Annotated in this window: 22 protein-coding genes; 11 read left to right on the top strand and 11 right to left on the bottom strand. The window is 58.9% G+C overall.

From position 1 onward, the window contains the following. The 4 genes from proB to rplU form a co-directional block, all read right to left on the bottom strand. Complete coding sequence (proB, locus tag KGA81_RS18985) at nt 1-1,119, bottom strand: glutamate 5-kinase (protein WP_223547734.1); 1,119 nt, start codon at nt 1,117-1,119, stop codon at nt 1-3. 137 nt (nt 1,120-1,256) lie between these two features. After that, nucleotides 1,257-2,480, bottom strand: a complete 1,224-nt coding sequence (gene cgtA, locus KGA81_RS18980; protein WP_008052064.1) for an Obg family GTPase CgtA — start codon at nt 2,478-2,480, stop codon at nt 1,257-1,259. Nucleotides 2,481-2,675: 195 nt separating this feature from the next. Beyond that, complete coding sequence (rpmA, locus tag KGA81_RS18975; RefSeq protein WP_003281574.1) at nt 2,676-2,933, bottom strand: 50S ribosomal protein L27; 258 nt, start codon at nt 2,931-2,933, stop codon at nt 2,676-2,678. Nucleotides 2,934-2,968: 35 nt separating this feature from the next. Beyond that, nucleotides 2,969-3,283, bottom strand: a complete 315-nt coding sequence (rplU, locus tag KGA81_RS18970; RefSeq protein ID WP_003176051.1) for a 50S ribosomal protein L21 — start codon at nt 3,281-3,283, stop codon at nt 2,969-2,971. Between the two features lie 239 nt (nt 3,284-3,522). Here rplU and KGA81_RS18965 point away from each other — a divergent pair, with 239 nt between their 5' ends. The 3 genes from KGA81_RS18965 to KGA81_RS18955 all read left to right on the top strand — a co-directional run bounded on the left by KGA81_RS18965 (nt 3,523) and on the right by KGA81_RS18955 (nt 5,483). After that, on the top strand, nt 3,523-4,491 hold the full coding sequence (locus KGA81_RS18965) for a polyprenyl synthetase family protein (RefSeq protein ID WP_223547683.1): 969 nt from the start codon (nt 3,523-3,525) through the stop codon (nt 4,489-4,491). 185 nt (nt 4,492-4,676) lie between these two features. Next, nucleotides 4,677-5,018 carry a zinc ribbon domain-containing protein YjdM gene (locus KGA81_RS18960; protein ID WP_020798653.1) on the top strand — a complete coding sequence of 114 codons (342 nt, stop codon included), beginning with the start codon at nt 4,677-4,679 and terminating at the stop codon, nt 5,016-5,018. 207 nt (nt 5,019-5,225) lie between these two features. Beyond that, nucleotides 5,226-5,483 carry a hypothetical protein gene (locus tag KGA81_RS18955; protein WP_223547682.1) on the top strand — a complete coding sequence of 86 codons (258 nt, stop codon included), beginning with the start codon at nt 5,226-5,228 and terminating at the stop codon, nt 5,481-5,483. A gap of 115 nt (nt 5,484-5,598) precedes the next feature. Here the strand turns inward: KGA81_RS18955 and KGA81_RS18950 are convergent, their stop codons facing one another. From KGA81_RS18950 to KGA81_RS18940, 3 genes are all read right to left on the bottom strand, one after another. Next, a complete protein-coding gene (locus tag KGA81_RS18950; RefSeq protein WP_108216420.1) occupies nt 5,599-6,216 on the bottom strand; it encodes an FKBP-type peptidyl-prolyl cis-trans isomerase in 618 nt (205 codons plus the stop codon). Between the two features lie 121 nt (nt 6,217-6,337). Then, nucleotides 6,338-6,628 carry a DUF6482 family protein gene (locus tag KGA81_RS18945; protein WP_223547681.1) on the bottom strand — a complete coding sequence of 97 codons (291 nt, stop codon included), beginning with the start codon at nt 6,626-6,628 and terminating at the stop codon, nt 6,338-6,340. A 212-nt stretch (nt 6,629-6,840) separates the two neighbouring features. Then, the gene (locus KGA81_RS18940) at nt 6,841-7,329 is read right to left on the bottom strand and encodes a TIGR00645 family protein (protein WP_223547680.1); all 489 of its coding nucleotides are present in this window, start codon (nt 7,327-7,329) and stop codon (nt 6,841-6,843) included. A 169-nt stretch (nt 7,330-7,498) separates the two neighbouring features. Between KGA81_RS18940 and KGA81_RS18935 the strand changes: the two genes are divergently transcribed. Further along, nucleotides 7,499-9,328 carry a hypothetical protein gene (locus KGA81_RS18935; protein WP_223547679.1) on the top strand — a complete coding sequence of 610 codons (1,830 nt, stop codon included), beginning with the start codon at nt 7,499-7,501 and terminating at the stop codon, nt 9,326-9,328. Between the two features lie 6 nt (nt 9,329-9,334). Here the strand turns inward: KGA81_RS18935 and KGA81_RS18930 are convergent, their stop codons facing one another. Continuing rightward, nucleotides 9,335-9,676, bottom strand: a complete 342-nt coding sequence (locus KGA81_RS18930) for a hypothetical protein (RefSeq protein ID WP_108216416.1) — start codon at nt 9,674-9,676, stop codon at nt 9,335-9,337. 319 nt (nt 9,677-9,995) lie between these two features. After that, nucleotides 9,996-12,434 (bottom strand): Lon protease family protein, encoded by a 2,439-nt coding sequence (locus tag KGA81_RS18925; RefSeq protein ID WP_223547678.1) that lies wholly within the window; start codon nt 12,432-12,434, stop codon nt 9,996-9,998. A gap of 254 nt (nt 12,435-12,688) precedes the next feature. On the opposite strand from KGA81_RS18925, the gene KGA81_RS18920 reads away from it, so the two are divergent. The 3 genes from KGA81_RS18920 (at nt 12,689) to KGA81_RS18910 (ending at nt 16,054) form a co-directional block, all read left to right on the top strand. Beyond that, nucleotides 12,689-13,177, top strand: coding sequence for a DUF3015 domain-containing protein (locus KGA81_RS18920; protein ID WP_007970900.1), 489 nt, complete (start codon nt 12,689-12,691; stop codon nt 13,175-13,177). Nucleotides 13,178-13,405: 228 nt separating this feature from the next. Beyond that, nucleotides 13,406-15,259, top strand: a complete 1,854-nt coding sequence (locus KGA81_RS18915; protein ID WP_223547677.1) for a DUF4105 domain-containing protein — start codon at nt 13,406-13,408, stop codon at nt 15,257-15,259. Between the two features lie 300 nt (nt 15,260-15,559). Next, nucleotides 15,560-16,054: a GreA/GreB family elongation factor gene (locus tag KGA81_RS18910; protein ID WP_223547676.1), complete on the top strand. Its 495-nt coding sequence runs from the start codon at nt 15,560-15,562 to the stop codon at nt 16,052-16,054. Here the strand turns inward: KGA81_RS18910 and gdhA are convergent. Both gdhA and ettA read right to left on the bottom strand, forming a co-directional pair. Then, complete coding sequence (gdhA, locus tag KGA81_RS18905) at nt 16,051-17,388, bottom strand: NADP-specific glutamate dehydrogenase (protein ID WP_223547675.1); 1,338 nt, start codon at nt 17,386-17,388, stop codon at nt 16,051-16,053. The genes KGA81_RS18910 and gdhA overlap by 4 nt on opposite strands. Before the next feature lie 349 nt (nt 17,389-17,737). Then, nucleotides 17,738-19,402 (bottom strand): energy-dependent translational throttle protein EttA, encoded by a 1,665-nt coding sequence (gene ettA / locus KGA81_RS18900; protein ID WP_223547674.1) that lies wholly within the window; start codon nt 19,400-19,402, stop codon nt 17,738-17,740. Between the two features lie 276 nt (nt 19,403-19,678). On the opposite strand from ettA, the gene KGA81_RS18895 reads away from it, so the two are divergent. From KGA81_RS18895 to KGA81_RS18880, 4 genes are all read left to right on the top strand, one after another. Beyond that, the gene (locus tag KGA81_RS18895) at nt 19,679-23,527 is read left to right on the top strand and encodes an EAL domain-containing protein (RefSeq protein ID WP_223547673.1); all 3,849 of its coding nucleotides are present in this window, start codon (nt 19,679-19,681) and stop codon (nt 23,525-23,527) included. A gap of 249 nt (nt 23,528-23,776) precedes the next feature. Further along, on the top strand, nt 23,777-25,030 hold the full coding sequence (gene glyA, locus KGA81_RS18890; RefSeq protein WP_108216409.1) for a serine hydroxymethyltransferase: 1,254 nt from the start codon (nt 23,777-23,779) through the stop codon (nt 25,028-25,030). A gap of 267 nt (nt 25,031-25,297) precedes the next feature. Continuing rightward, nucleotides 25,298-25,870, top strand: coding sequence for a hypothetical protein (locus KGA81_RS18885; protein WP_223547672.1), 573 nt, complete (start codon nt 25,298-25,300; stop codon nt 25,868-25,870). Between the two features lie 15 nt (nt 25,871-25,885). Next, nucleotides 25,886-26,440, top strand: a complete 555-nt coding sequence (locus KGA81_RS18880; protein ID WP_223547671.1) for a hypothetical protein — start codon at nt 25,886-25,888, stop codon at nt 26,438-26,440. Nucleotides 26,441-26,631 lie beyond the last annotated feature (191 nt).

Genomic DNA, 26,631 nt, shown 5'->3' with positions numbered 1-26,631 from the left:
TCAGACCAGAATCAGGTTATCGCGATGAACCAGTTCCGGCTCCGCCATATAACCCAACAGACCGACAATCGCCTCAGACGACTGACCAATGATTTTTTGTGCTTCCAGCGCACTGTAGTTGGCCAGCCCACGAGCGATCTCGCGACCGTCCGGCGCCACGCACACCACCATTTCACCGCGACGGAAGCTGCCCTGCACCAATTTGACTCCGACTGGCAGCAAGCTCTTGTTGCCTTGGGACAACGCAATCACCGCACCCGCATCCAGCACCAGGGTGCCTCGGGTTTGCAGGTGACCGGCCAGCCACTGCTTGCGCGCAGCCAGCATGCCGCGCTCCGGCGACAGCAAAGTGCCGATGCGCTCGCCCGCCTTGAGACGATCCAGCACACGCTCAAGCCGCCCACCGACGATGATGGTGTGGGCACCGGAACGGGCCGCCAGACGCGCAGCACGCAGCTTGGTCTGCATGCCGCCACGCCCCAGCGCCCCACCCGTACCGCCTGCCACCGCATCGAGCGCCGGATCATCGGCACGCGCCTCATAAATGAGCCGGGCATCCGGATTGTTGCGCGGATCAGCGTCGAACATGCCGTCGCGATCCGTCAGGATCACCAGCAGGTCAGCCTCGACCAGGTTCGCCACCAGCGCCGCCAGGGTGTCGTTGTCGCCAAAACGGATCTCATCGGTGACCACGGTGTCATTTTCGTTGATCACCGGGATAACCTTCAGCTCGACCAGCGCACGCAAGGTGCTTCGGGCGTTCAGATAGCGCTTGCGATCGGACAGGTCGTCATGGGTCAGGAGAATCTGCGCGGTATGCCGGCCATGCTTGGCAAAGCTCGATTCCCACGCCTGTACCAGCCCCATCTGACCGATTGCAGCAGCAGCCTGAAGCTCGTGCATCGCACTGGGTCGCGAGGTCCAGCCCAAACGGCTCATACCGGCCGCCACTGCCCCCGAGGACACCAACACCAGCTCGACACCCGCCTCATGCAAGGCCACCATCTGCTCAACCCAGACACCCATTGCCGCGCGATCCAGGCCCTTGCCGTCCGCCGTCAGCAATGCGCTGCCGATCTTCACGACCCAACGCTGCGCACCTGTCACCTTGCTCCGCATCATCTTCAACCTTAGCTTGAGGACAGCGCGACCTGGCACTGCCCGTGACGTTATTCGTGGTTATTCGCGACCAACAATCGATTTCCAGACACCAAAACGCCGCTCGATTGAGCGGCGCTTAAGTTTATCGCAACGAATCAGTCACGCACGTAAATGATTTCCGGACCGTCTTCGTCATCCACATCTTCTTCGTCCCAATCATCGTCGCCGATGTCGTGGACCGACTTCACGCCGCTGCGACGCAGGGCACGCTTGTCATCCAGCGCCTGCAGTTGCGCGCGAGCCTCGTCTTCGATGCGCTGATCGAGATCAGCCAGCTCTTCCTTGTAAGCCGGGTCATTGGCCAGGCGATCAGCACGATCCTCCATGTAGCGCATGATGTCGTGGCACAGACGCTCGGTACCGAGCTTGGAGATGGCCGAGATCACGTAGACCGGACCCGTCCACTCCAGGCGATCAACGATTTCCTTGACGCGAGCATCGTGCTCTTCATCAAGGATCTGGTCGCACTTGTTCAGGACCAGCCAGCGATCACGCTCCGCCAGGGACGGGCTGAACTTGATCAGCTCGTTGACGATCACTTCAGCGGCATCCGGTGCACTGGCGTCATCCAGCGGCGCCATGTCCACGAGGTGCAGCAGCAGACGCGTACGCGCCAAGTGCTTGAGGAAGCGAATGCCCAGACCAGCACCTTCGGAAGCGCCTTCGATCAAACCCGGAATATCGGCAATGACGAAGCTCTTCCAGCGATCGACGCTGACCACACCCAGGTTCGGCACCAGCGTGGTGAACGGGTAGTCGGCAACTTTCGGCTTGGCGGCCGATACCGAACGGATAAAGGTACTTTTACCGGCATTCGGCAAACCCAGCAGACCGACGTCAGCCAGCACTTTCATTTCCAGTTTCAGGTCGCGCTGCTCACCCGGCTTGCCCGGAGTGGTCTGGCGCGGCGCACGGTTGGTACTGGATTTGAAACGGGTGTTGCCCAGACCGTGCCAGCCGCCCTGCACTACCATCAATTTCTGACCGGCCTTGGTCAGGTCACCGATCACTTCCTGAGTGGCGGAGTCGATCACCGTGGTACCAACGGGTACACGCAGGATCAGATCCTCGCCCTTCTTGCCAGTGCAGTCGGTACTGCCGCCGTTGGAGCCACGCTCGGCATCGAAGTGCCGGGTGTAACGGTAGTCCACCAGGGTATTGAGGTTTTCGTCGGCCATCATGTAGATGGAACCGCCGTCACCGCCATCACCGCCGTTCGGGCCACCGTTCTCGATAAATTTTTCCCGACGGAAACTCATGGCGCCATTGCCGCCGTCACCAGCCTTTACGCGAATCGATACTTCATCAACAAACTTCATAACAAACGCCTCTCGCCATACGGACGAGCCGAAAAACAATCAAGACATAAGACTCTTGCAAAAATGAGCGCAGCGACCCCAAACCACGACACCTACATCGTACGCCAACAGCCCATACAAACAGCTTTGCAAGAGACTCACCCCACAAACGAAAAAGCCCCGTCGCAAGACAGGGCTTTTCCAGCGATCGCGCAATTAAGCCGCGACTACGCTCACGTAACGACGACCGAAGGCGCCTTTTACTTCGAACTTGATCACGCCTTCGACCTTAGCGAAGAGGGTGTGATCTTTACCCATGCCAACGCCGTAGCCAGCGTGGAATTGGGTGCCGCGCTGACGCACGATGATGTTGCCTGCTTTGATAGCCTGGCCGCCATACATCTTCACGCCAAGGCGTTTGGCTTCTGAGTCGCGACCGTTACGGGTACTACCACCAGCTTTTTTGTGTGCCATGAGTTCAATTCTCCTAGTGAGGAATTAGGCTGAAATTAAGCCTGAATACCGGTGATTTTGATCTCGGTGTACCACTGGCGGTGGCCCATACGCTTCATGTGGTGCTTACGACGACGGAACTTGATGATGCGGACTTTATCGTGACGACCTTGGGAGATCACTTCAGCCACAACGGTAGCGCCAGCAACAACTGGAGCACCGATATTCACGTCGTCACCGTTGGCAACCAACAGAACGCGATCAAAGGTAACGGATTCGCCGGTAGCGATTTCCAGTTTTTCGATCTTCAGGTATTCACCTGGGGCGACTTTGTACTGCTTGCCGCCAGTAACGATTACTGCATAAGACATGGTATTTCTCCGATAATCCTGCTCACCCAGCTCTTTATAAGAAGAGGTATTGGCTGGCATGGCTGCATGGGGCTGGAGGCCCGCTTGCAATTGCGTAAGGCAGGTGCTGCCCAGGAAGTTCAGGGTGCGCGATTGTACGCAAGGCACGAGTCCCTTGCAAGGGGCCGTCCATCGCGCCTTGACACCTGCAGGCGCGGGTCCTAGCATGCCGCGCAACCCTTCTGGAGCGACTGTCGCTGATGCAACCCCAAGCTTTCTACCGCGCGGTGGCGGACGATTTTAGCGCCGTCGACGGCATCATCAAGAAGCAGCTGACTTCGCGCGTGCCGCTCGTATCGAAAATCGGCGATTACATTACCTCGGCCGGCGGCAAACGCCTGCGTCCTTTATTGGTGTTGCTGTGTGGCAAGGCCCTGGGTCGCGAAGGCGACGAGCTGCGCCTGCTGGCCGCGACCATCGAGTTTCTGCACACGGCTACCCTGCTGCATGACGACGTAGTCGACATGTCCGGCATGCGCCGTGGCCGCTCGACTGCCAACGCCATGTGGGGCAACGCGCCAAGCGTGCTGGTCGGTGACTTCCTGTATTCGCGCTCATTCGAAATGATGGTCGAGCTGGGCTCGATGCCGGTGATGAAGATCCTTTCGCAGGCCACACGCATCATCGCTGAAGGCGAAGTGTTGCAGCTATCGAAGGTTCGTGACGCCAGCACCACCGAAGAAACCTACATGGAAGTCATCCGCGGCAAGACCGCGATGCTCTTCGAAGCCTCGACCCACAGTGCTGCCGCCCTGTGCCAGGCCTCGCCGGAACAGGCCGAAGCCCTGCGTACATTCGGGGATCACCTGGGGGTGGCCTTCCAGTTGGTCGACGACCTGCTGGACTACAAAGGCGACGCCGAAACCCTGGGCAAGAACGTCGGTGACGATCTGGCCGAAGGCAAGCCGACCCTGCCGCTGATCTACACCATGCGTGAAGGCACACCGGAGCAGGCCGCCCTGGTGCGCAAGGCGATCCAGAAAGGCGGAATCGAAGATCTGGAAAGCATCCGCGAAGCCGTGGAAGCCTCGGGCTCGCTGGAGTACACAGCGCAACTGGCCCGCGATTATGTGGCCCGCGCGATCAAGTGCCTCGAAATGCTGCCTGCCAGCGAATACCGCGATGCGCTGGTTGAGCTGAGTGAGTTCGCAGTCGCGCGTACGCACTAAGGGGTATCTGTAGGAGCGAGCTTGCTCGCGAAGGTCGTCAACGATAACGCGTGCATCCTGAATGAATGCGGCGTCTTTGAGTTCTTCGCGAGCAAGCTCGCTCCTACAGGTGTTGCATCGCCCTTTCCCGCCTAAAACCCTATATAATGTGCGCTTTTTAGCGATCCTGAATCCAAGGAGCCTTAGTGAGCACGTTGCCACCCTGCCCGAAATGCAATTCCGAATACACCTATGAAGACGGCGCACAGCTGATCTGCCCCGAGTGCGCCCACGAATGGTCCGCCAGCGGTGAAGCCGAAGCTGTGTCCGATGACGCCGTGAAAAAGGACTCGGTGGGCAATGTCCTGCAGGACGGCGACACCATCACCGTGATCAAGGACCTCAAGGTCAAGGGTACGTCTTTGGTGGTCAAGGTCGGCACCAAGGTCAAGAACATCCGCCTGTGCGATGGCGATCACGACATCGATTGCAAGATCGACGGCATCGGCCCGATGAAACTCAAGTCCGAGTTCGTCAGGAAAGTCTGAACCTGCTGTCTTCCATCCCGCGCCCGGCCGCGGGATGGCGCCTCCCCCTCCCCCCGCTTCGCCCGGTCAATCCTCGCAATAGCCAGACGCCAGTCGTTCTGACCTGACGCAATCTTTACCTGGAAAAAAGCGCAAACCGCCAATAGACGCTTGCTATTTATTGAATAGGAATTATTCTCATAAATACCTTCAATGGAGATGAGAATCATGACTTATTTGATCGATGCCTGGCTGGACCGCCCACACCCTTACCTCAGGATCCTGCATCGGGATACCGGGGAAGTCTGTGCGGTACTTGAAGAAGAAGCCTTGAACGAACTGCAAGACCAGGGTGATCTTGATCTCAACGGCCTGAGCTCCAGCGAGCCGGTGGTGCTCAAGGAGCTGGTGCGCAATCTGTTTCTGTTCTGCTATGCCCGGGCGTTGCGCCCGTCGCACGATCTGAACCATAAGATCGAGATATGAAAAACGCTGCAAAACCTGTAGGAGCTGGCTTGCCAGCGATGCAGACGACACGGTTTGCATGTGAAATCGTGTAGATGCGATTCGCCAGCAAGCCGGCTCCTACAGGTAACCGCAATTACAGAACGTCGAGCAGTTCGACGTCGAACACCAGTACGCTGTGCGGCGGGATGCTGCCAACGCCTTGAGCGCCGTAAGCCAGTTCGCTCGGCACGTACAGACGCCATTTGCTGCCGGCATTCATCAGTTGCAGGGCTTCGGTCCAGCCGGCGATCACGCCGCCAACCGGGAATTCTGCAGGCTCTCCACGATCGTAGGAGCTGTCGAACACGGTGCCGTTGATCAAAGTGCCGTGGTAGTGAGTACGCACGGTGTCTTCACGGGATGGCTTGGCGCCTTCGCCTGCGGTCAGAACTTCGAACTGCAGGCCGGAAGCCAGAGTGGTGATGCCTTCACGCTTGGCGTTTTCAGCCAGGAAGGCCAGACCTTCGCCAGCAGCCGCTTCAGCCTTGGCAGCAGCTTCGGCCTGCATGATTTCGCGGATGACTTTGAAGCTGGCGGACATTTCTTCCTGACCCACACGGCTTGGCTTGCCGGCGAATGCGTCGGTCAGGCCAGCCAGGATCGCGTCCAGGCTGACACCCGGTGGCGGGTTGTCGCGCAGTTGGTCGCCCAGCTGACGGCCAATACCGTAGCTGACGCGGGTTTCGTCGGTGGACAGATTTACTTCGGACATGACACTGCTCCGCTGTGCGGACGGCTCGGGAACTTGCCATGCGTACACAGCGCGTCCCGGAGCGCCCGGAACCAAAAGGGCCAGCAGACTAGCACAGATGTCATGCCATTGATGAGGGACGTCAGGCGATCGGCACCTTCAGGTTTTCTTCTACACCGGCAACCAGCCCGCACATTTCGTCATGCACGACCGTGTGCACAAGATTGAAGTGCAACTTGGGAAAGGAGCGCAGCACATCACGGGCATGCTCCACCGAACGCAGGCTCAGCATATGGCCGTGCGTATCGCTCAGGGGGTACGCCGCGCCATGCATCCGTGCTTCCAGCAGGTAAATGCCCCCCTCCATGGAGATCAGGTTCAGCTCATCGACCTTTCCGGCGACGGCATACGCATTCAACTCTTTCAGGTTCATGAGCGCACCTCATGCAGTAGCGGGCCTCATTACAGGGATAGGCTTCGGCGCATCAAAGCACAAGCCACTGGCCAGACCGTTTGTCTGTTATCGCAGGAGGTTGTGGCGAGCGAGCTTGCTCGCGCCGGGCTGCGTAGCGGCCCCAAAAAAGCGGGATCGCTTCGCAATCCAACGGGAGCAAGCTCCCTCGCCACAAAGAGAGCGGGTCCGGATCAGTGCTTGGTGAGTTTATCCAGGTAACCCATGGCGAATGCCGATACCACGAAGGTCATGTGGATGATCACGTACCACTGCAGATGTCCAGGATCGACGTTCTTGGCGTCCATGAAGATACGCAGCAGGTGAATGGACGAGATTGCCACGATCGACGCGGCCACTTTCATCTTCAGCGACGAAGAGTCCATGGTACCCAGCCAGTTGAGCTTCTCCTTGCTGTCGTCGATATCCAGTTGCGAAACGAAGTTCTCGTAGCCGGAAATCATCACCATCACCAGCAAACCGCCCACCAGCGCCATGTCGATCAGCGACAACAGCACCAGGATCAAGTCCGATTCGGCCATCGAAAACACGTTCGGGATGACGTGGGAGACTTCCTGGAAGAATTTCAGCGCCAGCGCCAGCAACCCGAGGGACAGGCCGAAATAGATCGGCGCCAGCAGCCAGCGCGAGGCGTACATTGTATTTTCGATAAAACGTTCCATTGAATCTCACTGTAGGCGGAAAATGGCCGCGAGTATACCAGCCACCCGTCCATACCCAGAAGCCGCCAGAAACCGTCGAAAAATCCGCCACCTGCGCCTGTGTATCAAAGTTTTTCTGCTAGTGTCCAAATCATTGACCGCTCAGTGATATCGGACAGGAAGACTGGAAATGGATGTGCGATTGCCTTTGACGAGTGCCGGAATTTGCATGGCGCTGCTTCTAAGCGGCTGCTCACCCAGCGATGAAAAACGCCAGGTCAGCCTTGAAGAAAAAACCGCGCAATTCGAAAAGTCGCTGGACGCCATCCAGGATCCGAAGCTCAAGGATGCCGTGTCGGAGCTGGGCGGCTCACTGCTGCTGCTCGAACGCGCGCAACTCAAGCTCGACAGTAAACCGGTGGAAACCGAATACGGCGAAGACGCCCTCGCCATGCTCAAGCACTACCCGACCCCGCAAGCCCTGGTCGACACCTACATCAACGGGTTGTTCGTGCTGCAAAAGGACTCCAGCTCCGACTACCTGACCGATCTGCAACCGGTGTTTCCTTTCACTTTCAGCGTTCCTGCCGCGTTTTTGTTTCCCCATGGCCTGGAATGGCAGTCGGTCACACTAAGCAATAAACGAGTGATCCCATTCCAGCCGGAATGGTCAGAAACCGACCCCGGCATTCAACTCAGCCCATCGAGTTCCAACCTGACCAACCCCGATGACCTGACTGTGGCCTACCCCTTCATCGAAGGCTTCGACATCGACAGAAAGCAGCAACCGCAACCGGTGAGCCTGCAAGGCAAGGTCGAGGTCATCGCGCCACGCCGCCTCTACAGCTTCGACCTGACGAAAAAGGACGTAGGCCAGACCCGCACCAATGACAACCTGAGCGTCACCCTGCTCACATTGACGAACAACTACGCGGAAATCGAATACAACAACAGCGCGCCGCTAGCCCCCGAAGTCAGAGAAACACCGCTGAACCCGCTGATCGTCCAGGCCACGGACAGCACCGGGCAATTCATCTCGCGCGCCGGCTCGATCAACGAAACCGCGGTACAAATTGCCTTCTATCAGCAGCAGCTGGCCAAGATGCAGCAGCAAAAGAGCTGGAGCGAGGCCCTGGAAAAACAGCTCGACGAAGAACAGCGCAACTTTGAGAAACAGCAGGCTCGGCATTATTCGAAGGTGTACTTCAACGGGACGATCGAAACCCTCGAAGTCAGCATGCTGGATTTTTCCGCCGTCACGGTCACCCGCAAGAGCCTCGACCTGCCAGTCCGGCACTTCGATGCCGAGACCACGGACAAGACCGTCCAGCCCTTGAACCTGCCCGTGGTGGTCTATGACGACCAGGCGCCCGGTTGGCTCAAAGGGGCAACGCTGAGCGAGGATCGACTGAAAAAGAACGTCAGCATCAGTCAGTCGGTCGACGACCCCAGTGCTGCGCGAATCGAATTCACTCATCTGCGCAGCTTCAACGATGAACTGCTCGGCACATCGTTCAACCCCGGTGAAAGTCCGGTGAGTTTCTTTACCGAAGACGCGAGTGGCAAACGCGACGAGCCGATCGAGTTGCCGCCCGAGGCGTACCGGATCGACCCCCTGCGCGGCACCATTACCTACGATTTGAATCTGTTTGCGCAAACGCCGGCCTATGCGGTGGGCTCGATGCCGCTGTTCCTGGCCACCGTCGAGCAAAAAACCGTCGATGCCCGTCAACTGCCCAAAGGCCTCGCGCTTAAAGCCAATGCTCTGATAGTTGATTTGAAGGCGTTTCCCGCCCAGGACTGGCGTTTTTTCGCCAAGGACGACACCGGTAATTACTTGAAGGAGATTCTGTCGGTCAACCATGGCGCAAGCGCACAGGGGCCGGCACAGTTTGCCGTGCATTACTTCTACGGACAGCCTACGCGCCTGGAAACCTATCAGCGCACTGACCTCGCCACCGTGCAGTATGGTTTCGAGGTCAAACTCGACAAGGCCGACATGACGCGCCTTGATCAATAGTGCGAATCAGTGCTCGGGGTGAAACTCGAAGCCACCCATGTTTCGGCAGCGACCACCGTTGATTTCCCGCAGTTGGGCTTGCAGGTGCAGGCACCAGATTTGCGGATCGTCGGCCAGCTCGTAGCCGTGCAAGGTCAGGCTTTCAACGATGGTGTCGAGGATTGATTCAGCGACGAACGGACCGTGAAACGGGCCTTGGGCCTTGATGGCCGAAGGTTGTTCACCGGCCATTCCGGCGGCGAACAGCAGGGTCCACATGCCCGTATCTCCCGCCAACGGACGGATGGCACACTCGATACGGGTTTCAAGGCCCAGGCATTGACGGGTGAGGCAGAGGTTGCGCGACATGGCGGCGACCCTCGGTAGATCCGGTATTCAGCCCCCATGTGAAGGCTGTTTCGATCCTGTGATTACTGTCGACATCCTTGAGCAGATAATAGAAGAAAAGTCTGGCTTGCAGGCAGTGCGATACCGAAAGGCGCCGAATGGTCACAGTGTGAATGTTGACGTCATTACGACGACGCTATTCGACGCTCGCCACAAAAAACAGTGGGAGCGAGCTTGCTCACGATAGCGTCAGTCCAGACAACAAGATATTGACTGTTCCATCGCTATCGCGAGCAAGCTCGCTCCCACAGGGGAGGCTTGCGCTTGGCTCAACGATGCATCAAGCCGGTTTGGTTTGCGCCAAAGCCTCTTGCGCCAACTCCTTCTCGGCCTCTTTCAGATCATCGTCACTGATCATTTCCGCGATAACCCGCAGACGCTCCACGACCCGCGCGTTCACGCTGCCTTCAGGGAATTCGCCATTCTCGTCCGGCTCGCCGGCTGGCTCGCCAACCAGCAAACTCAAGGCTTCGTCGGCCTGACGGACCGCATAGACATGGAATTGCCCCGCACGTACCGCCGCCAGCACCTTCTCGTCGAGCATCAGCGTGGCGACGTTGGCGTGAGGAATGATGGCCCCCTGCTCGCCGGTCAACCCGCGGGCCTCGCACAGGCGGAAGAAGCCCTCGATCTTCTCGTTGACTCCGCCGACCGCCTGCACTTCGCCGAACTGGTTGATGGAACCGGTGATGGCAAAGCACTGCTTGAGCGGGGTTTTCGACAAGGCCGAGATCAGGGTGCAGGCCTCGCCCAGGGAAGCACTGTCGCCATCGACATAACCGTAGGATTGCTCCAGGGCGATACTCGCGGAAATCGCCAGCGGAAACTCCTGGGCGTAACGACTGCCCAGATAACCGGTAAGGATCATCACGCCTTTGGAGTGGATCGGCTGGCCGAGGTTGACCTCGCGCTCGATGTCGACAATGCCGCTGCCGCCCGGGTACACCGTGGCGGAAATCCGCGCCGGTATACCAAAGGCCGAATCGCCGACTTCCAGCACGGTCAGGCCGTTGCACTTGCCGACCGCCGCGCCTGCGGTGTCGATCAGGATGATCCCGGCCAGCATGTCGTCGAGAATCCGTGCCGAAACCCGTCCGGTCCGCGTGGCCTTGGCTTTGAGCGCCCTTTCAATGTGCCCGGCGTCGGTCATTTCATCACCGGCCAGATGGCGGATGAAGTCCGCCTCGCTGACCAGTTGGAACAAGTCACCGATACGCGCCGACAAGCGCCCCTGATGCTCGGCCAGACGTGCACTGTAGGTTGCCAGGCGTGCCACCGCATCGGCGGTCAGCGGTGCCATGCCTTCTTCGGAAGTACGGGTTTTGAGCAACTGGGCGAACTGTTCCAGGCTCTCGTCGACCATCGGGATGTCTTCATCGAAATCCACCAGGACGCGGAACATCTCCTGGAAGTCCGGATCGAGGTCTTGTAGCGTGTAATACAGCTGACGGGCACCAATGATGACGACTTTGACCTGCAACGGAATGTGTTGCGGTGTCAGGGTCACGGTGGCCAGGCGGCCCAGCTCACCCAGCGGCGACTCCATTTTCAGCTTGCGCGATTGCAGGGCGCGTTTGAGCGCATCCCACACGAACGGTTCGCTGAGCATCTTGTCCGCTTCAAGGATCAGAAAACCGCCATTGGCCCGGTGCAAGGCACCCGGCCGCAGTTGGCGGTAGGTGGTGTACAGCGCGCCCTGATCGGTGCTGTATTCAATGCGACCGAAGAGGTTTTCATAGGTCGGGTGCGGCTCGAACACCACCGGCGCACCGCCGCTGGCCGAATGACCAACCACCAGGCTCGGCGCGTATTGTTCTTCCAGCAACTTGCGGGCAACGGCATCGGTCTTGCTGTCGTCCACCAGTTGCTCGACCACCGTCTTGAGCAAATACACCTGCATGGCTTGCAGATAACCACACACCGCGGCGTTCTCGGCGTATTTCTCCGACAACGGCGACAGCAACGGCTGCAAGGCCAGGGTGATGGTTTCTTCGTTCAGATGACGCAGTTGATTGCTCGACTCGCGCTTCCATTGCGGCAGGCTGGCGAGTTCTTCGTTCAGGCGCTCCTCCAGTACCGAAATATCCTCGTGGAAGCGATCGCGCTCGGCTTCCGGCAGTTGTGCGAATTCAGCTTCGTCCAACGCCTTGCCATCGCCCATTGGAGTGAAGGCGATGTTGCTGGCGTCGCGGTACAGCGCGACGTCCTTTTCCAGCGCCAGACGCTCGATGACGTCCAGCGCCTTGTCATAGCGCTGGTTGAAGGCGCGGTCGATGCTGCTTTTTTTCTGCTGGTAGGACGGATGCTCGAAGACTGCCGGAAACGTCGCCAGCAGGTTGTCGATCAAGCCGTTGATGTCACCGATGAAAGCACCGGCGCTGCCCGACGGCAGCTCCAGTGCGCGCGGTTCGCGCGGCTCATCGAAATTGTTGACGTAGACCCAGTCCGCCGGGGTCTGCAGGCGCTTGCCTTCGGCCTTGAGGTAGCGTTTGACGAACGAAAACCGACCGGTACCGGGTTCGCCCATGACAAATACGTTGTAACCGGGGCGTGGCATGGCCACACCGAACTGCAAGGCTTCGACCGCACGTTCCTGGCCAAGCACACCGCGAAAGGGCTCCAGATCATTGGTGGTAGAGAAGCTGAACTGTTCAGCGGAAAACGGACGGGTCAGCGCTTCGGGCGCTAGACGCAAGCTGGCAGCAACAGGATCAGGCATCGGGCTTCCTTAACAATCAGGCGGGGCAGATGGCAGCATTCTGGCGCCGCCCATACCCGACTGGCAAGGAGCGCCGCAGGCCTGAGCATTGTCAATCCGCCAATCCCAGGCAGGCCGGGCTTGCGCCGCCGTTTCCCGTGAGTGTTTTGCAAAAAATCACGGAACCCCGTGATCGTGCCTAAACTCCAGACTGCGCGGCTGGACTAATGACCGGCCCACTTGTCCATTGGTATGCACATAAAGAGAACAAAGCTATGAAACGGATTCTTCTTGGTACTCTCTTCACCGCTGTATCCATCAACGCCATGGCTCAGGCGCCGGGCGGCCCGGATTGCGGCTGGGGCAACATGCTGTTCGAAGGTCAGCGTGGTACTCCAGCTCACTTCCTGGCATCCACCACCAACGGCACCTCCGGTAACGCAACCTTCGGCATGACTTCCGGTACCAACGGTTGCGCAACCAACGCGTCGCTGACCTATGGCGGCAAATCCTGGTTTGCCATGAATGGCATGATGAACGAGCTGTCCGAGGACATGGCCAAAGGTCAGGGCGAAGCGCTGACCACCTATGCCGTGGTACTGGGCGTGGCGCCGGAGGACCGTGCCCACTTCGCCGCCGTCACTCACGAGCACTTCCAGCAGATCTTCAGCAAGGCTGACGTGACTGCCGAAGACGTGCATACCAACACCCTGGCCGTGCTCAAAGCCGACCCTCGCCTGGCCAAGTACGCGACCCAGGCATAAGCTGCACTCGCCCCCGCTTCTTACGGGAAGCGGGTTTTGTTTTCTGGACTTGCCCCTTTTTGGGTAATACCGCTTGACTGTAGGAGCTGGCTTGCCAGCGATGGTCGTTAACGATCACGCGTGTTTACTGGATAAATACAGCGTCTTTGAAGCCATCGCCGGCAAGCCAGCTCCTACAGTCAATGGTACCCACAGGGCTTGGTTTTTTTTCGAGTTAAGTTGCCACCTATGCTCAAACGCCTTGCCTGGCTGGCGCTGTGTGCCTGCGCCCCGCTGTCCGCCGCGCCTCAGATCGACCCACAACGTTTGCAGCAACTGGCCAACGACCCTTTCTGGATATCCCTGGGCCATTACGAAACCGCCAAGCTCGGTGGCTGGCGCAGCTATGTCAGCGACCCGAAATTCTTCCTCGCCGCTGACGGCAATGAACATCCGGACCATGAACTGGCGGCGACCGTACAAGCCTTGTACGGCCCGGCCAGTGCCGGTGAACAACACGCTCAATGCGTCTACCCGGCCCGCACCCGCTGGCTGAAAGAGCAACTCGGCCTGAGCGGACTGCCGACGCCGGACTGCGCCGGGTTCAAGCAATGGTTCAAGGACGTCTCGCCCGACAGCGCAGTGATGATCTTCCCGGCGGCCTATCTGAACAGCCCGTCCTCGATGTTTGGCCACACCCTGCTGCGCATCGACCAGGCCGAAGTGAAGAACGACAAGACTTCGCTGCTCAGTTACGCGATCAACTTCGGCGCCTACATCGAGGGCTCGGACAACAGCATCCTCTATGCCTGGAAAGGCCTGATGGGCGGCTATCCCGGCCTGTTCGCGCTGGTGCCCTATCAGGAAAAGCTCTCGGAGTACCGCAGCCTGGAAAACCGCGACCTGTGGGAATACCGGCTGAACCTGACCCAACAGGAAACCGCGCGCATGGTCGAGCACGTCTGGGAGCTCAAGCAGGTCAGGTTCGACTATTTCTTCTTCGACGAAAACTGCTCATACCGTTTGCTGGAGCTGCTGCAAGTGGCCCGCCCGAGCTTGCGCCTGACCGAGCAATTCCCACTCACAGCCATCCCCACCGACACCGTCAAAGCCGTGAAAAATGCCGGGCTGGTGGAATCCATCCAGTATCGTCCGTCCCGGGAACGCGAGTTGCTCAGTCGCGCCGAACCGTTGAACCCTGAAGAGCAGCAATGGGTGCTGAAAGTCAGCGCCGATCAGAAACAATTGCAAGACCCGGCCTTCAAGGCTCAACCCCGCGACCGTCAGGCGCTGATCATCGATGCGGCCTATCGTCTGGAGCGTTACCGCGCCAATGGCCGGGAGCGCGACCCGGCGCGCGCCCAGCGCAGCTTCGAACTGTTGCGGGCAATCAACCAGAACCCGGCGCCGGAGCTGGATATCCCGCAACCCGGCCTGCCTGAAGACGGTCACGAGTCCCGTACCTGGCAACTCGGCCTCGGCACCCGTGGCGATAAAGCCTTTGGCGAGTACGGCTTGCGTATGGCTTATCACGACCTCAATGACAACAACGAAAGCTTTCCCCTTGGCGCGCAGATCGAAATCCTGCAATTGAAACTGCGCCAGTACGAAGGCAATGACTGGCAAGTGCAGCGACTGGACCTGGCGACCATTCGCTCCCTGACGCCGCGTAACGAGTTGCTGCAACCGCTGTCATGGCAAGTCACCGGTGGTCTGGAGCGGGTGCCGGGCAAGCATGATGACCAAACCCTGGTCAGTCACGTCAACGGCGGTGGCGGTGGCACCTGGCAACTGGGCGATGAGCTGCTCGGCTTTGCCCTGGGCACCGTGCGTATCGAGCACAACAACGACTTCGCCGCGTTCATTGCCCCGGCCGCTGGCTTCAACACTGGTGTGCTGTGGAAAAACCCGCTGGGCAATTTGAGCCTCGAAGCCAAAGGCGACTATTTCACCCATGGTGAAGTGCGCCGTAGCCTGAGCCTGAACCAGCAGTGGGAAATATCCCGCAATCTCGGTCTGCGCTTGAGCGCCCAGCGTGAGTTCAGTCATTTGGCGACGGCCGAGAACGAAGTGATGCTTGAGCTGAAGTGGTATCACTACTGACCTGACACACCACTTACCCTGCGGGAGCGAGCTCCCACAGAGAATCGTCGATTGCCGACAGGTTGATCAAACACCTTCACAACATCCCGACGAATCCACTTCTAAACTTTCTCTATGGGCGGCGGATCCAGGACCGCAGGGCTGAGCGCAACAGCCATAAGGAAGAATGAGACAAGACCTGGCAGCAACAGAAAAATCAGGATGCCGCACGGGCCTATCACTCGCCGTAAGTCGCTTTCAGACATTTGCTGAAACTAAATGCCTGCGACCATGACCCAAACCCTATACCGGGAGAATTCCATGAGCCGTGCCTTCGTCAATGAAGATAACGCCACCGCGCAAGCCGATCAGCCCGTCGAACGGCAAGTCAGCGCGCAGCCCAATTACGTCACGCCGCAAGGCCTGAAGCTGTTGCAGGACAAAGTCGCCGAACTGCAAACCCTGCATGCCGAGCAATCGGCGAAAGGTGAGCAGGCGGACAAACAGCGCCTGGCCGATCTCGAGCGTGATCTGCGTTATTACAAACAGCGCCTGGGCAGCGCTCAGGTGGTACCCGCCGCGACCTCGACCCAGAAAGTGCAAATCGGCAGCTGGGTGACCTACGCCGACGAACACGCCACCGAGCGCCGGGTACAACTGGTGGGCGAGGATCAGGCCGATGCCGCCCATGGCCTGATCAATTGGGGCTCACCGCTGGGCCGGGCGCTGCTCGGCGCACAACTCAACGACGAAGTACTGTGGCAGCGCCCCGCCGGGGATCAAATGATTGAAGTGATTCGCATCGAACCGGCTTAGACGACGCCTTGGGCCAGCATCGCATCGGCGACCTTCACGAAGCCGGCGATGTTCGCCCCCCTGACGTAATTGACCCGACCGTCCGCTTCGCCGTAATGCACGCAAGCGTGGTGAATCGACTGCATGATCGCGTGCAGTTTGCTGTCCACTTCGCCGCCGGTCCACGCCAGGCGCATGGCGTTCTGCGACATTTCCAGCCCGCTCACCGCCACACCGCCGGCGTTGGACGCCTTGCCCGGTGCGAACAGAATGTCGGCCTCGATGAACAGGTCCACCGCCTCGAGGGTGGTCGGCATGTTCGCGCCTTCGGCCACACAGATGCAGCCGTTGCGCAGTAAGGTGTGGGCGGCCTCGACATCCAGTTCGTTTTGCGTCGCACACGGCAGCGCGATATCGCAGCTCAGGCTCCATGGCAGCTGACCGGTGCGGAACTCCAGGCCAAAACGGCCGGCCAGTTCACGGATGCGCCCGCGTTGTACGTTTTTCAGCTCCAGAACCGCCAGCCATTGCTCCTCGGTCAAACCGCTTTCGCAATACAGCGTGCCTTCGGAGTCGGACAGCGATATCACTTTGCCACCCAGGTCCATGACCTTGCGCGCCGCGTATTGCGCGACGTTGCCGGAGCCGGAGATCGCTACGCGCTTGCCCTCGACGGCCAGACCGCGACGCTTGAGCATTTCTTCGGCGAAATACACGCAGCCGAAACCGGTGGCTTCCGGACGAATCAGGCTGCCGCCGTAACTTGGGCCTTTGCCGGTCAGCACGCTGGTGAACTGATTGCTCAGACGCTTGTACTGGCCGAACAGGAAACCGATTTCCCGCGCGCCGACACCGATATCACCGGCCGGTACGTCGACGTCGGCACCGATGTGGCGGTACAACTCGCTCATGAAGGCCTGGCAGAAGCGCATGACTTCCGCGTCGCTTTTGCCTTTTGGGTCGAAGTCCGACCCGCCCTTGCCGCCGCCCATGGGCAGCGAGGTCAGAGAGTTTTTGAAGGTCTGCTCGAAAGCGAGGAATTTCAGGACGCCCATGTTCACCGACGGATGGAAACGCAGCCCCCCCTTGTACGGGCCGATCGCGCTGTTCATCTGGATGCGGAACCCGCGATTGACCTGGACCTTGCCCTGATCGTCGACCCACGACACGCGAAACACCAGCGCCCGCTCCGGCTCGCAGATGCGCTCCAGAATGCCGGAGTTCAGGTAATGCGGATTGGCTTCAAGAAACGGCCACAGACTGCGTAATACTTCCTCCACAGCCTGATGGAATTCAGGCTGGTCCGGATCACGATTTTTCAGGCGAGCAAGGAAGGATTCGACGGATTCGATCATGGAAAAGTCTCGGCAAATTGATTGTCGTTGTAGGAGATTGAGCCGGACTGTAACAAACGACTTGCGCACAGGAATAGAACAAAATGTCGCACTTATGAAATTAAATGGTGCACAGAATATAAATCAGCTTGATTTTTGACCATTTTTTGCACCTGAATGGGGATTCACAACTCAAGTCTTGCACCATCAGGTACACCACCATCGCGAGCAGGCTCGCTCCCACAGCTTGAAATGCATTCCCCTGTGGGAGCGAGCTTGCTCGCGATGAATGCGCCGCGGTATCACTGAAAAAAAACTCAAAAAAAAACGGAGCCCGAAGGCTCCGCTCTCTTATGCAACCAACCCAAAATCAGGCCAGTTTTTTGTGCCGTACACGATGCGGCTGGGCAGCTGCCTCGCCGAGACGCTTTTTACGATCGGCTTCGTATTCGCTGTAGTTGCCTTCGAAGAACACCGCTTGCGAGTCGTCTTCGTACGCCAGGATGTGCGTTGCGACGCGGTCAAGGAACCACCGATCGTGAGAGATCACAATGGCGGCGCCCGGGAAGTCCAGCAAGGCTTCTTCCAGGGAACGCAGGGTTTCGACGTCGAGGTCGTTGGACGGTTCGTCGAGCAGCAGGACGTTGCCGCCCTCTTTCAGGGTCAGGGCCAGGTGCAAGCGACCGCGCTCACCACCGGACAGGTCCTTGACGAACTTCTGTTGGTCACCGCCCTTGAAGTTGAAGCGACCGACGTAGGTACGCGACGGGATCTCGTAGTTGCCGATGCGGATCTGGTCGGAACCGTCGGAGATCTGCTGGAACACGGTCTTGCTGCCATCCAGATCCTCACGGCTCTGATCCACACAAGCGAGCTGCACGGTTTCACCGACTTCGATGCTGCCCGAATCCGGCGTTTCCTTGCCCATCAACATGCGGAACAGGGTCGACTTACCGGCACCGTTACCGCCGATCACGCCGACGATGGCGCCTTTAGGCATGGAGAACGACAGGTTGTCGATCAGCACACGATCGCCGTAGCCCTTGGTGACGTTCTTGAACTCGATGACCTTGTCGCCCAGGCGCGGACCGGCCGGGATGTAGATCTCGTTGGTTTCGCTGCGCTTCTGGAATTCCTGGGATTGCATTTCTTCGAAGCGCTGCAGACGTGCCTTGGATTTCGACTGGCGGGCCTTGGCGCCTTTGCGCACCCACTCCAGTTCTTCCTTCATGGCTTTTTCGTGGGCCGACTGCTGCTTGGACTCAGCAGCCAGACGATCGGATTTGGCTTCCAGCCAGCCCGAATAGTTGCCCTCGTAAGGAATGCCAGCGCCGCGGTCGAGTTCCAGAATCCAGCCGGCAACGTTGTCCAGGAAGTAACGGTCGTGCGTGATCGCTACCACAGTGCCCGGGAAGTCGTGCAGGAAGTGCTCGAGCCACGCAACGGAGTCGGCGTCCAGGTGGTTGGTCGGTTCGTCGAGCAGCAGCATGTCCGGTGCGGACAGCAGCAGACGGCACAGGGCCACACGACGCTTCTCACCACCGGAGAGGTGTTCGACCTTGGCGTCCCAGGCCGGCAGACGCAGCGCATCGGCGGCGACTTCCAGCTGGCGCTCCAGGTTGTGGCCGTCGCTGGCTTGCAGGATGGCTTCGAGCTTGGCCTGTTCGGCGGCCAGCTTGTCGAAGTCGGCATCCGGATCGGCGTAGGCCGCGTAGACCTCGTCCAGGCGCGCCTGGGCGTCCTTGATCACGCTGACCGCTTCCTCGACCACTTCACGCACGGTCTTGGTCGGATCCAGGATCGGCTCTTGTGGCAGATAACCGATGTTCAGCTCCGGCATTGGGCGGGCCTCGCCCTCGAACTCGGTGTCGACACCAGCCATGATTTTCAGCAGCGTGGACTTACCCGAACCGTTGAGGCCGAGCACGCCGATCTTGGCGCCGGGGAAGAAAGACAGAGAAATGTTTTTCAGGATTTCCCGCTTCGGCGGAACAACTTTTCCCAGCCGATGCATGGTGAATACGTATTGAGCCATGGAGAACCTAGGGTCAGTGACTGATGAATGATTGGAGCGCAGGCGATGCCCGGCCAGACCGTGCGCGTCGCCTGCGTGAGGCGACGCTGAAAAAGTCTGAGTCTAGGAGCTGGAACGCTCCCGCGTAACCGGCAAAGCTACCTGAATGACAGATGGCAGTCCAGCCGACGGGCAGGGGCTGGCACTTAGCCACAACTCAAGGCATGCTAGCCGCCCTTCGGGCGTCCGGCTTATAGTGCACGTCGCGCCAGTCCAGCCAAACCGCAGGATTACAGCTTGTCCAATGCCCCTTCGCCTCTGCCTTCCAGTGAGCCGGCCACAGCGCCCGGCTCTCCCCTGCGCGGGACCTTGAAGGGCGCCTTGGCGACACTTGCACTATTGCTGCTGGCCCTGTTGTTCTGGCAGTTGCTCGATCAGTTGCGCGAAACCCAGAAAAACCAGCGTCAATACACCATCGACTACACCGCCGATCTGGCCGCGCAGGTCAGCCTGAACATGGCGTTAAACGCGCAGATCGCCCTCAACCTGTTGCCGATCGTCGAGCAACCCCAGGACGCTGATGAGCTGCAGGCACTGCTGCGCAAGCTGCAACAGTCGCTGCCTGATCTGCGCAGCCTGGCATTGCTCAGCCCCTCGGGAAGAGTTATCCGTGACAGCGCTCCCGACAGCAATGACAGTGCCTACCTGGGTGAACTGGTACGCCGCAGCCACGCCCAGGCGCACTACTTCAGCAACGCCACCGACGGCTCCGTGGTGCATTTATTGTTGCATCAGGCCAGCGGCGGTTCCCGAGGCTATTGGGTCTTGCGCCTGCCCCCTACCTTCTTTTCGTCCTTGACCAGGCAAAGTGAGGCCGGCCGTCGCCCATTGTGGCTGGTGGAGAACCGCATCGATCATCAGATCATCAGCCGCGACGATGCGCTGCCCTCGGTCAATCCGGGCACGCTGACCGAGGACGATGTCGCCAACAGCGTGCTGACCGTTGCGCTGAGCAGCAGCGATTGGCAACTGCGCGGCTTGTTCGACCGCCAACGCGTGCTGGAAGAGTTGCTGCCGGCGTTCATCGGCAAATGCCTGCTGGGCCTGGCGTTTTCCATGCTGCCGTTCATCGCCTTGCTGAACATGCGCCGGCGTCAGCGCCAATTGAGTGAAGGCCGCCGGCGTTATCAGGACATTTTCGAAGGCACCGGCGTGGCTTTGTGTGTCCTCGACATGTCCGGGCTCAAGGTCTTTTTCGACAAGGCACAACTGCAGAGCAGCGAGCAACTGCAGGCGTGGCTGGCGATCCCGGAACAACGCCAGCCATTGCTCAAGGAACTGCGGATCACCGAGGTCAACCAGGTCGCGCTGCAACTGCTCAATGTCGATAGCGCCGACAATGCCTGGAAACTGCTGATCGACGGCCACCCGCAGGACGGCACCGCCATCGGCAACCAGGTGCTCGACGCGATGCTCAACCGGCAGCAACAGCTTGAGCTGGAAATCAAACTGCAGGATGCCAGCGGTCGCGACCAGCATCTATGGCTGGTGCTGCGCCTGCCGCAAAACCAGGACGACTATAACGCGGTGATCCTGAGCATCACCGACATCACCAGTCGCAAGCTCATCGAATTGTCACTGCAGGAGCGCGAAGGGTTCTGGTCGGACGTGGTGCGCACCGTACCGGATCACCTTTATGTGCAGCATGTTTTCAGCCAGCGCATGATCTACAGCAACCATCATCTGGGCCAGACACTGGGTTACAACCGTACCGAACTGCACCAGATGGGCGAATACTTCTGGGAAATCCTCCTGCACCCCGAAGACGCCGACTATTACCATCGCTCCCGGCAGGTCCAGCGCCAGGCCGGATATCGCCAATTGATGCAGTGCCAGTTGCGCTTCCGCCATCGAGACGGCCAGTGGCGACGCTTCGAGATTCGCGAGCAGGCACTGGCGCGGGACAAGGACGATCAGGTCACGCGGATCATCGGCGTGGCCAAGGACATCACCGACCAGCTCGAAGCCAGTGAATCCCTGCGCGACAGCGAACAGCGCTACCGGATGCTCGCCGAAAGCATCAGCGACGTGATCTTCTCCACCGACAGCCGCCTGAACCTCAATTACGTCAGCCCTTCGGTGCAAGCGGTGCTGGGTTACGACGCCGAGTGGATTTTCCAGAACGGCTGGCAATCGACCATCGCCAACCCACAACAACTGACCGGCATCTACCACCTGATGGACCGGGTCAGCAAAGCGCTGGATCAGCCGGACAAGCTGGCGCTGCTGCGCAGCCAGGTGCAAACCCAACTGTTCCTGTTCGATTGCCTGCGGGCCGACGGGCGCAAGATCCCGATCGAACTGCGCCTGGTACTGGTCTGGGACGAACACGGTACGTTCGAAGGCGTGCTCGGCGTCGGCCGCGACATCAGCCAGCAACGCCGGGCGGAAAAAGACTTGCGCATGGCCGCCACGGTATTCGAACACTCGGCCTCGGCGATCCTGATCACCGACCCGGCCGGCTACATCGTCCAGGCCAACGAGGCCTTCAGCCGTGTCAGCGGCTACGCCGTGGAGCAGGTCCTCGACCAGTTGCCGAACATGCTGACCGTCGACGAGCAACAGGAATCCCATCTGCGCTACGTGCTCAAGCAATTGGCCCAGCACAGCACCTGGGAAGGCGAAGTCTGGCTCAAGCGTCGCAACGGCGAGCACTACCCGGCCTGGGTCGGGATCACCGCGGTACTCGATGACGAAGGCGACCTGGCCAGCTATGTGTGTTTCTTCAGCGACATCAGCGAGCGCAAGGCCAGCGAGCAGCGGATTCACCGCCTCGCCTACTACGACGCCCTGACCCACCTGCCCAACCGCTCGCTGTTCCAGGATCGCCTGCATACGGCGTTGCAATCGGCCGAACGACAGAAGTCGTGGGTGGTGCTGATGTTCCTCGATCTCGATCGCTTCAAGCCGATCAACGACTCCCTGGGCCACGCCGCCGGCGACCGCATGCTCAAGGAAATGGCCACGCGCCTGCTCGGTTGTGTCGACGATGACGACACCGTGGCGCGTATGGGCGGTGACGAATTCACCCTGCTCCTGCAACCGCGAGCCAACCGTGAAATCGCCCTGAACCGGGCGATTCATGTGGCCGAGCAGATTCTCGCCAGTCTGGTGAAACCGTTCGTGCTCGAAGGCCGCGAATTCTTCGTCACGGCCAGTATCGGCATCGCCCTGAGCCCGCAGGATGGCAACGAACTCAGCCAGCTGATGAAGAATGCCGACACGGCGATGTACCACGCCAAGGAGCGCGGCAAGAACAACTTCCAGTTCTATCAGGCGGACATGAATGCCAGCGCCCTGGAGCGACTGGAGCTGGAAAGCGACTTGCGCCATGCCCTGGAACAGAACGAATTCGTGCTGTATTACCAACCGCAATTCAGCGGTGACGGCAAGCGCCTGACCGGTGCCGAGGCGCTACTGCGCTGGCGTCATCCACGCCGCGGGCTGGTGCCGCCGGGGGATTTCATTCCGGTGCTCGAAGAGCTCGGGTTGGTGGTGGATGTCGGCGACTGGGTAATCAGCGAAGCCTGCCGCCAACTCAAGGCCTGGCACCAGGCCAGGGTGCGGGTGCCAAAGGTGTCGGTGAACATCTCGGCGCGGCAGTTCTCCGATGGCCAGCTCGGCACGCGAATCGCCACCATCCTCAAGGAAACCGGCCTGCCGCCGGCGTGCCTGGAACTGGAACTGACCGAAAGTATCCTGATGCGCGAAGTCCGCGAGGCGATGCAGATCCTCGACGGCCTGAAAAACCTCGGCCTGAGCATTGCGGTCGACGATTTCGGTACCGGTTACTCATCGCTCAACTACCTCAAGCAGTTCCCGATCGACGTACTGAAGATCGACCGCACTTTCGTCGACGGCCTGCCGTCGGGTGAGCAGGATGCGCAGATCGCCCGGGCAATCATCGCCATGGCCCACAGCCTGAACCTGGCGGTGATCGCCGAAGGTGTGGAAACCCATGAGCAACTGGAATTTCTGAGGGAACACGGTTGCGACGAGGTGCAGGGTTACCTGTTCGGACGGCCGATGCCGGCGAGCCGGTTCGAGGCGCAGTTCAGCAACGACGCCCTCTTCATGTTCGACTGAGATTTGCGGCGCGGCTACTGGCCTCATCGCGAGCAAGCTCGCTCCCACGGTGGATCTACAGTGTTCGCACATTTTGTGTACAACCGAGAGCCCTGTGGGAGCGAGCTTGCTCGCGATGGGGCCGGCACAAACACCATCTATCCAAGCATGAACACCACTTGTCTGCGACATGATGCCGTTTCATATGCCATCTAAAACCCATTGGGTTAGAATGCCCCCCTTTTCCGCCCCCGATCCTTGAGGACCGCCATGTTCAGCCGTGATTTGACTATTGCCAAGTACGACGCCGACCTTTTTGCCGCCATGGAGCAAGAAGCTCAGCGCCAGGAAGAACACATCGAGCTGATCGCTTCGGAAAACTACACCAGCCCAGCGGTGATGGAAGCTCAAGGCTCGGTATTGACCAACAAGTACGCCGAAGGCTACCCGGGCAAGCGCTACTACGGCGGTTGCGAGTACGTCGACGTGGTTGAGCAACTGGCCATCGACCGCGCCAAAGAGCTGTTCGGTGCCGACTACGCCAACGTTCAGCCGCACGCCGGTTCGCAAGCCAACAGCGCCGTTTACCTGGCCCTGCTGTCGGCTGGCGACACTATCCTGGGCATGAGCCTGGCCCACGGCGGTCACCTGACCCACGGCGCCAGCGTTTCGTCCTCCGGCAAGCTGTACAACGCCATCCAGTACGGCATCGACGCCAATGGCCTGATCGACTACGACGAAGTCGAGCGCCTGGCTGTCGAGCACAAACCAAAAATGATCGTGGCCGGTTTCTCTGCCTACTCGCAGATCCTCGACTTCCCGCGCTTCCGTGCAATCGCCGACAAAGTAGGTGCCTACCTGTTCGTCGACATGGCCCACGTGGCCGGCCTGGTGGCTGCTGGCGTCTACCCGAACCCGGTTCCATTCGCTGACGTGGTGACCACCACCACCCACAAGACCCTGCGCGGTCCACGTGGCGGCCTGATCCTGGCTCGCGCCAACGCCGACATCGAGAAGAAACTGAACTCCGCCGTATTCCCGGGCGCCCAGGGCGGCCCGCTGGAGCACGTGATCGCCGCTAAAGCGATCTGCTTCAAGGAAGCGCTGCAGCCTGAGTTCAAGGCTTACCAGCAACAAGTGGTGAAGAACGCCCAGGCCATGGCCGGCGTGTTCATCGAGCGCGGTTTCGACGTGGTGTCGGGCGGTACTCAGAACCACCTGTTCCTGCTGTCGCTGATCAAGCAGGAAATCTCCGGTAAAGACGCCGACGCCGCTCTGGGCAAAGCGTTCATCACCGTGAACAAGAACTCCGTGCCAAACGACCCACGCTCTCCGTTCGTCACTTCCGGCCTGCGCTTCGGCACCCCGGCCGTGACCACTCGTGGCTTCAAGGAAGCCGAGTGCAAGGAACTGGCCGGCTGGATCTGCGACATCCTGGCGGACCTGAACAACGAAGCGGTGATCGACGCCGTTCGTGAGAAGGTCAAGGCCATCTGCAAGAAGCTGCCGGTATACGGCGCTTAATCAGCCCCGCTAAACCTCAGTTGAAAAACCGGCACTTGTGCCGGTTTTTTTTCGCCTGAATTTACAAAGACAGAACTTTATGTGCTTACCACTCGTGATACTCGATTAAGAGTTTGAAACAACAACCCTTCATGAATTTCGACCACCCTCACATATAAGTTGTTATCGTAGCCACACAACAAACAGCTCAATCCAACACTACCAAAGCGTCCACTTTACTTCACCCAGCCTCATATTGAATGAAACTCTGATTCAAGGAACGAATTAATGAGCACAAACAGACAAAAATCCTTTATCGCAACACTGGAACTTGACGAACACCACGTAGACTTCCTGGGTGGTCTGTATGGCACTCCGGCCCTACGACACGACACACTTTTCTCGGGTGGTTTTTTTACTGGCGCCACGAGAAGACAGGATGACTCTCATCTGCTTGGCAGACGCCTGCGAAGCGAAGTCAAAAACATCGCACCACTGAACATTTACTTTCGTTGCACTGACGACTACTACCACCTCTATATCCGCTCACACGAGACGTACACAGGGCACTGTATCAGCAAGGACGCAGCCGGAGTGCTGGGGGCATTTCCTGCTGCCGGCGGCGATACCACCACCTTCAATCTCCAGAGCCTGCAAAACCGCACCATGACCTTGGACAACATGGCCAAGGACATCCAGCGGGTCCGGCTCAAGGCACGTAATTCCGGGCACATCGGCGCAGTTCTCCGCAGAGGTGCGCCCTATAGCTACCTGGCCGGAATCGAAAAGGAAGGCATCGTATTCAAGTTACGCATCCTGGAGCGAAACGCTCCTTACCTGAGTAACCCGGACGAAATCTGACAGGAGTGAGCGAACATGAGTACCGATCAGGAAAAATCATTCATTGCAACCATGAGCACTCGTTTTGGTCATCCACACTTCCCAAAACTTACTTATGGAAAAAACATCACGACAGCCAGACCGGATTATGAGGCCTTTACCTTTTCGCATCACATCGATGTTTCCAACTATCTTTTTCTGAACCCCGATATCGCCGCAAACGCATTAACGTTTTACTTCAGGTGCCTTGACGACTATTACACGCTCTACATCTTCACCCATGGCACTTACTACTATATGACCGTGAGTAACGAAGAAAAAGATTTCCTGAATGCCTACGCAACAGAAGATGGCGATCAGACGACATTCAACTTGCTGAATAGCAGCGGAAAAATAATCACCCTGGATCAACTCGACAACGACACGCCAACGGTAAGAATACAAACTCGAAGCGGCAAACTGCTGCGAGCAGGACTCAGCCGCAGCAAGTATGATCCCAAGGTGGGAACTTTCGTGCGCATCAACCCGAACCGAAGTTCCGCTGTTCTGGAGTTCAAATTGAATATCCTGCAACGCAATGCACCGTACTGAGGTCGCAGAACCGGAAGTCGCGCCTTGGCGGCACAGACAAGCCCGACAGATGATGTCCGGGCTTTTTTCCTCGGTTCTGCGCTACTTCCAGGCCTGGAATTGACCGATCGCCACAACTGGTAAGACCGGTCATGCCAATTTCTCCATTCCCCCTTGTCATTTCGAAAAAAACGAGCGTAGACTGCGCCTGC

Source organism: Pseudomonas sp. A-B-19 (assembly GCF_019947515.1).
Lineage (GTDB): Bacteria > Pseudomonadota > Gammaproteobacteria > Pseudomonadales > Pseudomonadaceae > Aquipseudomonas.
Note: the sequence above shows the minus strand (reverse complement) of the source record. Positions and strands in the feature narration are given on the sequence as shown.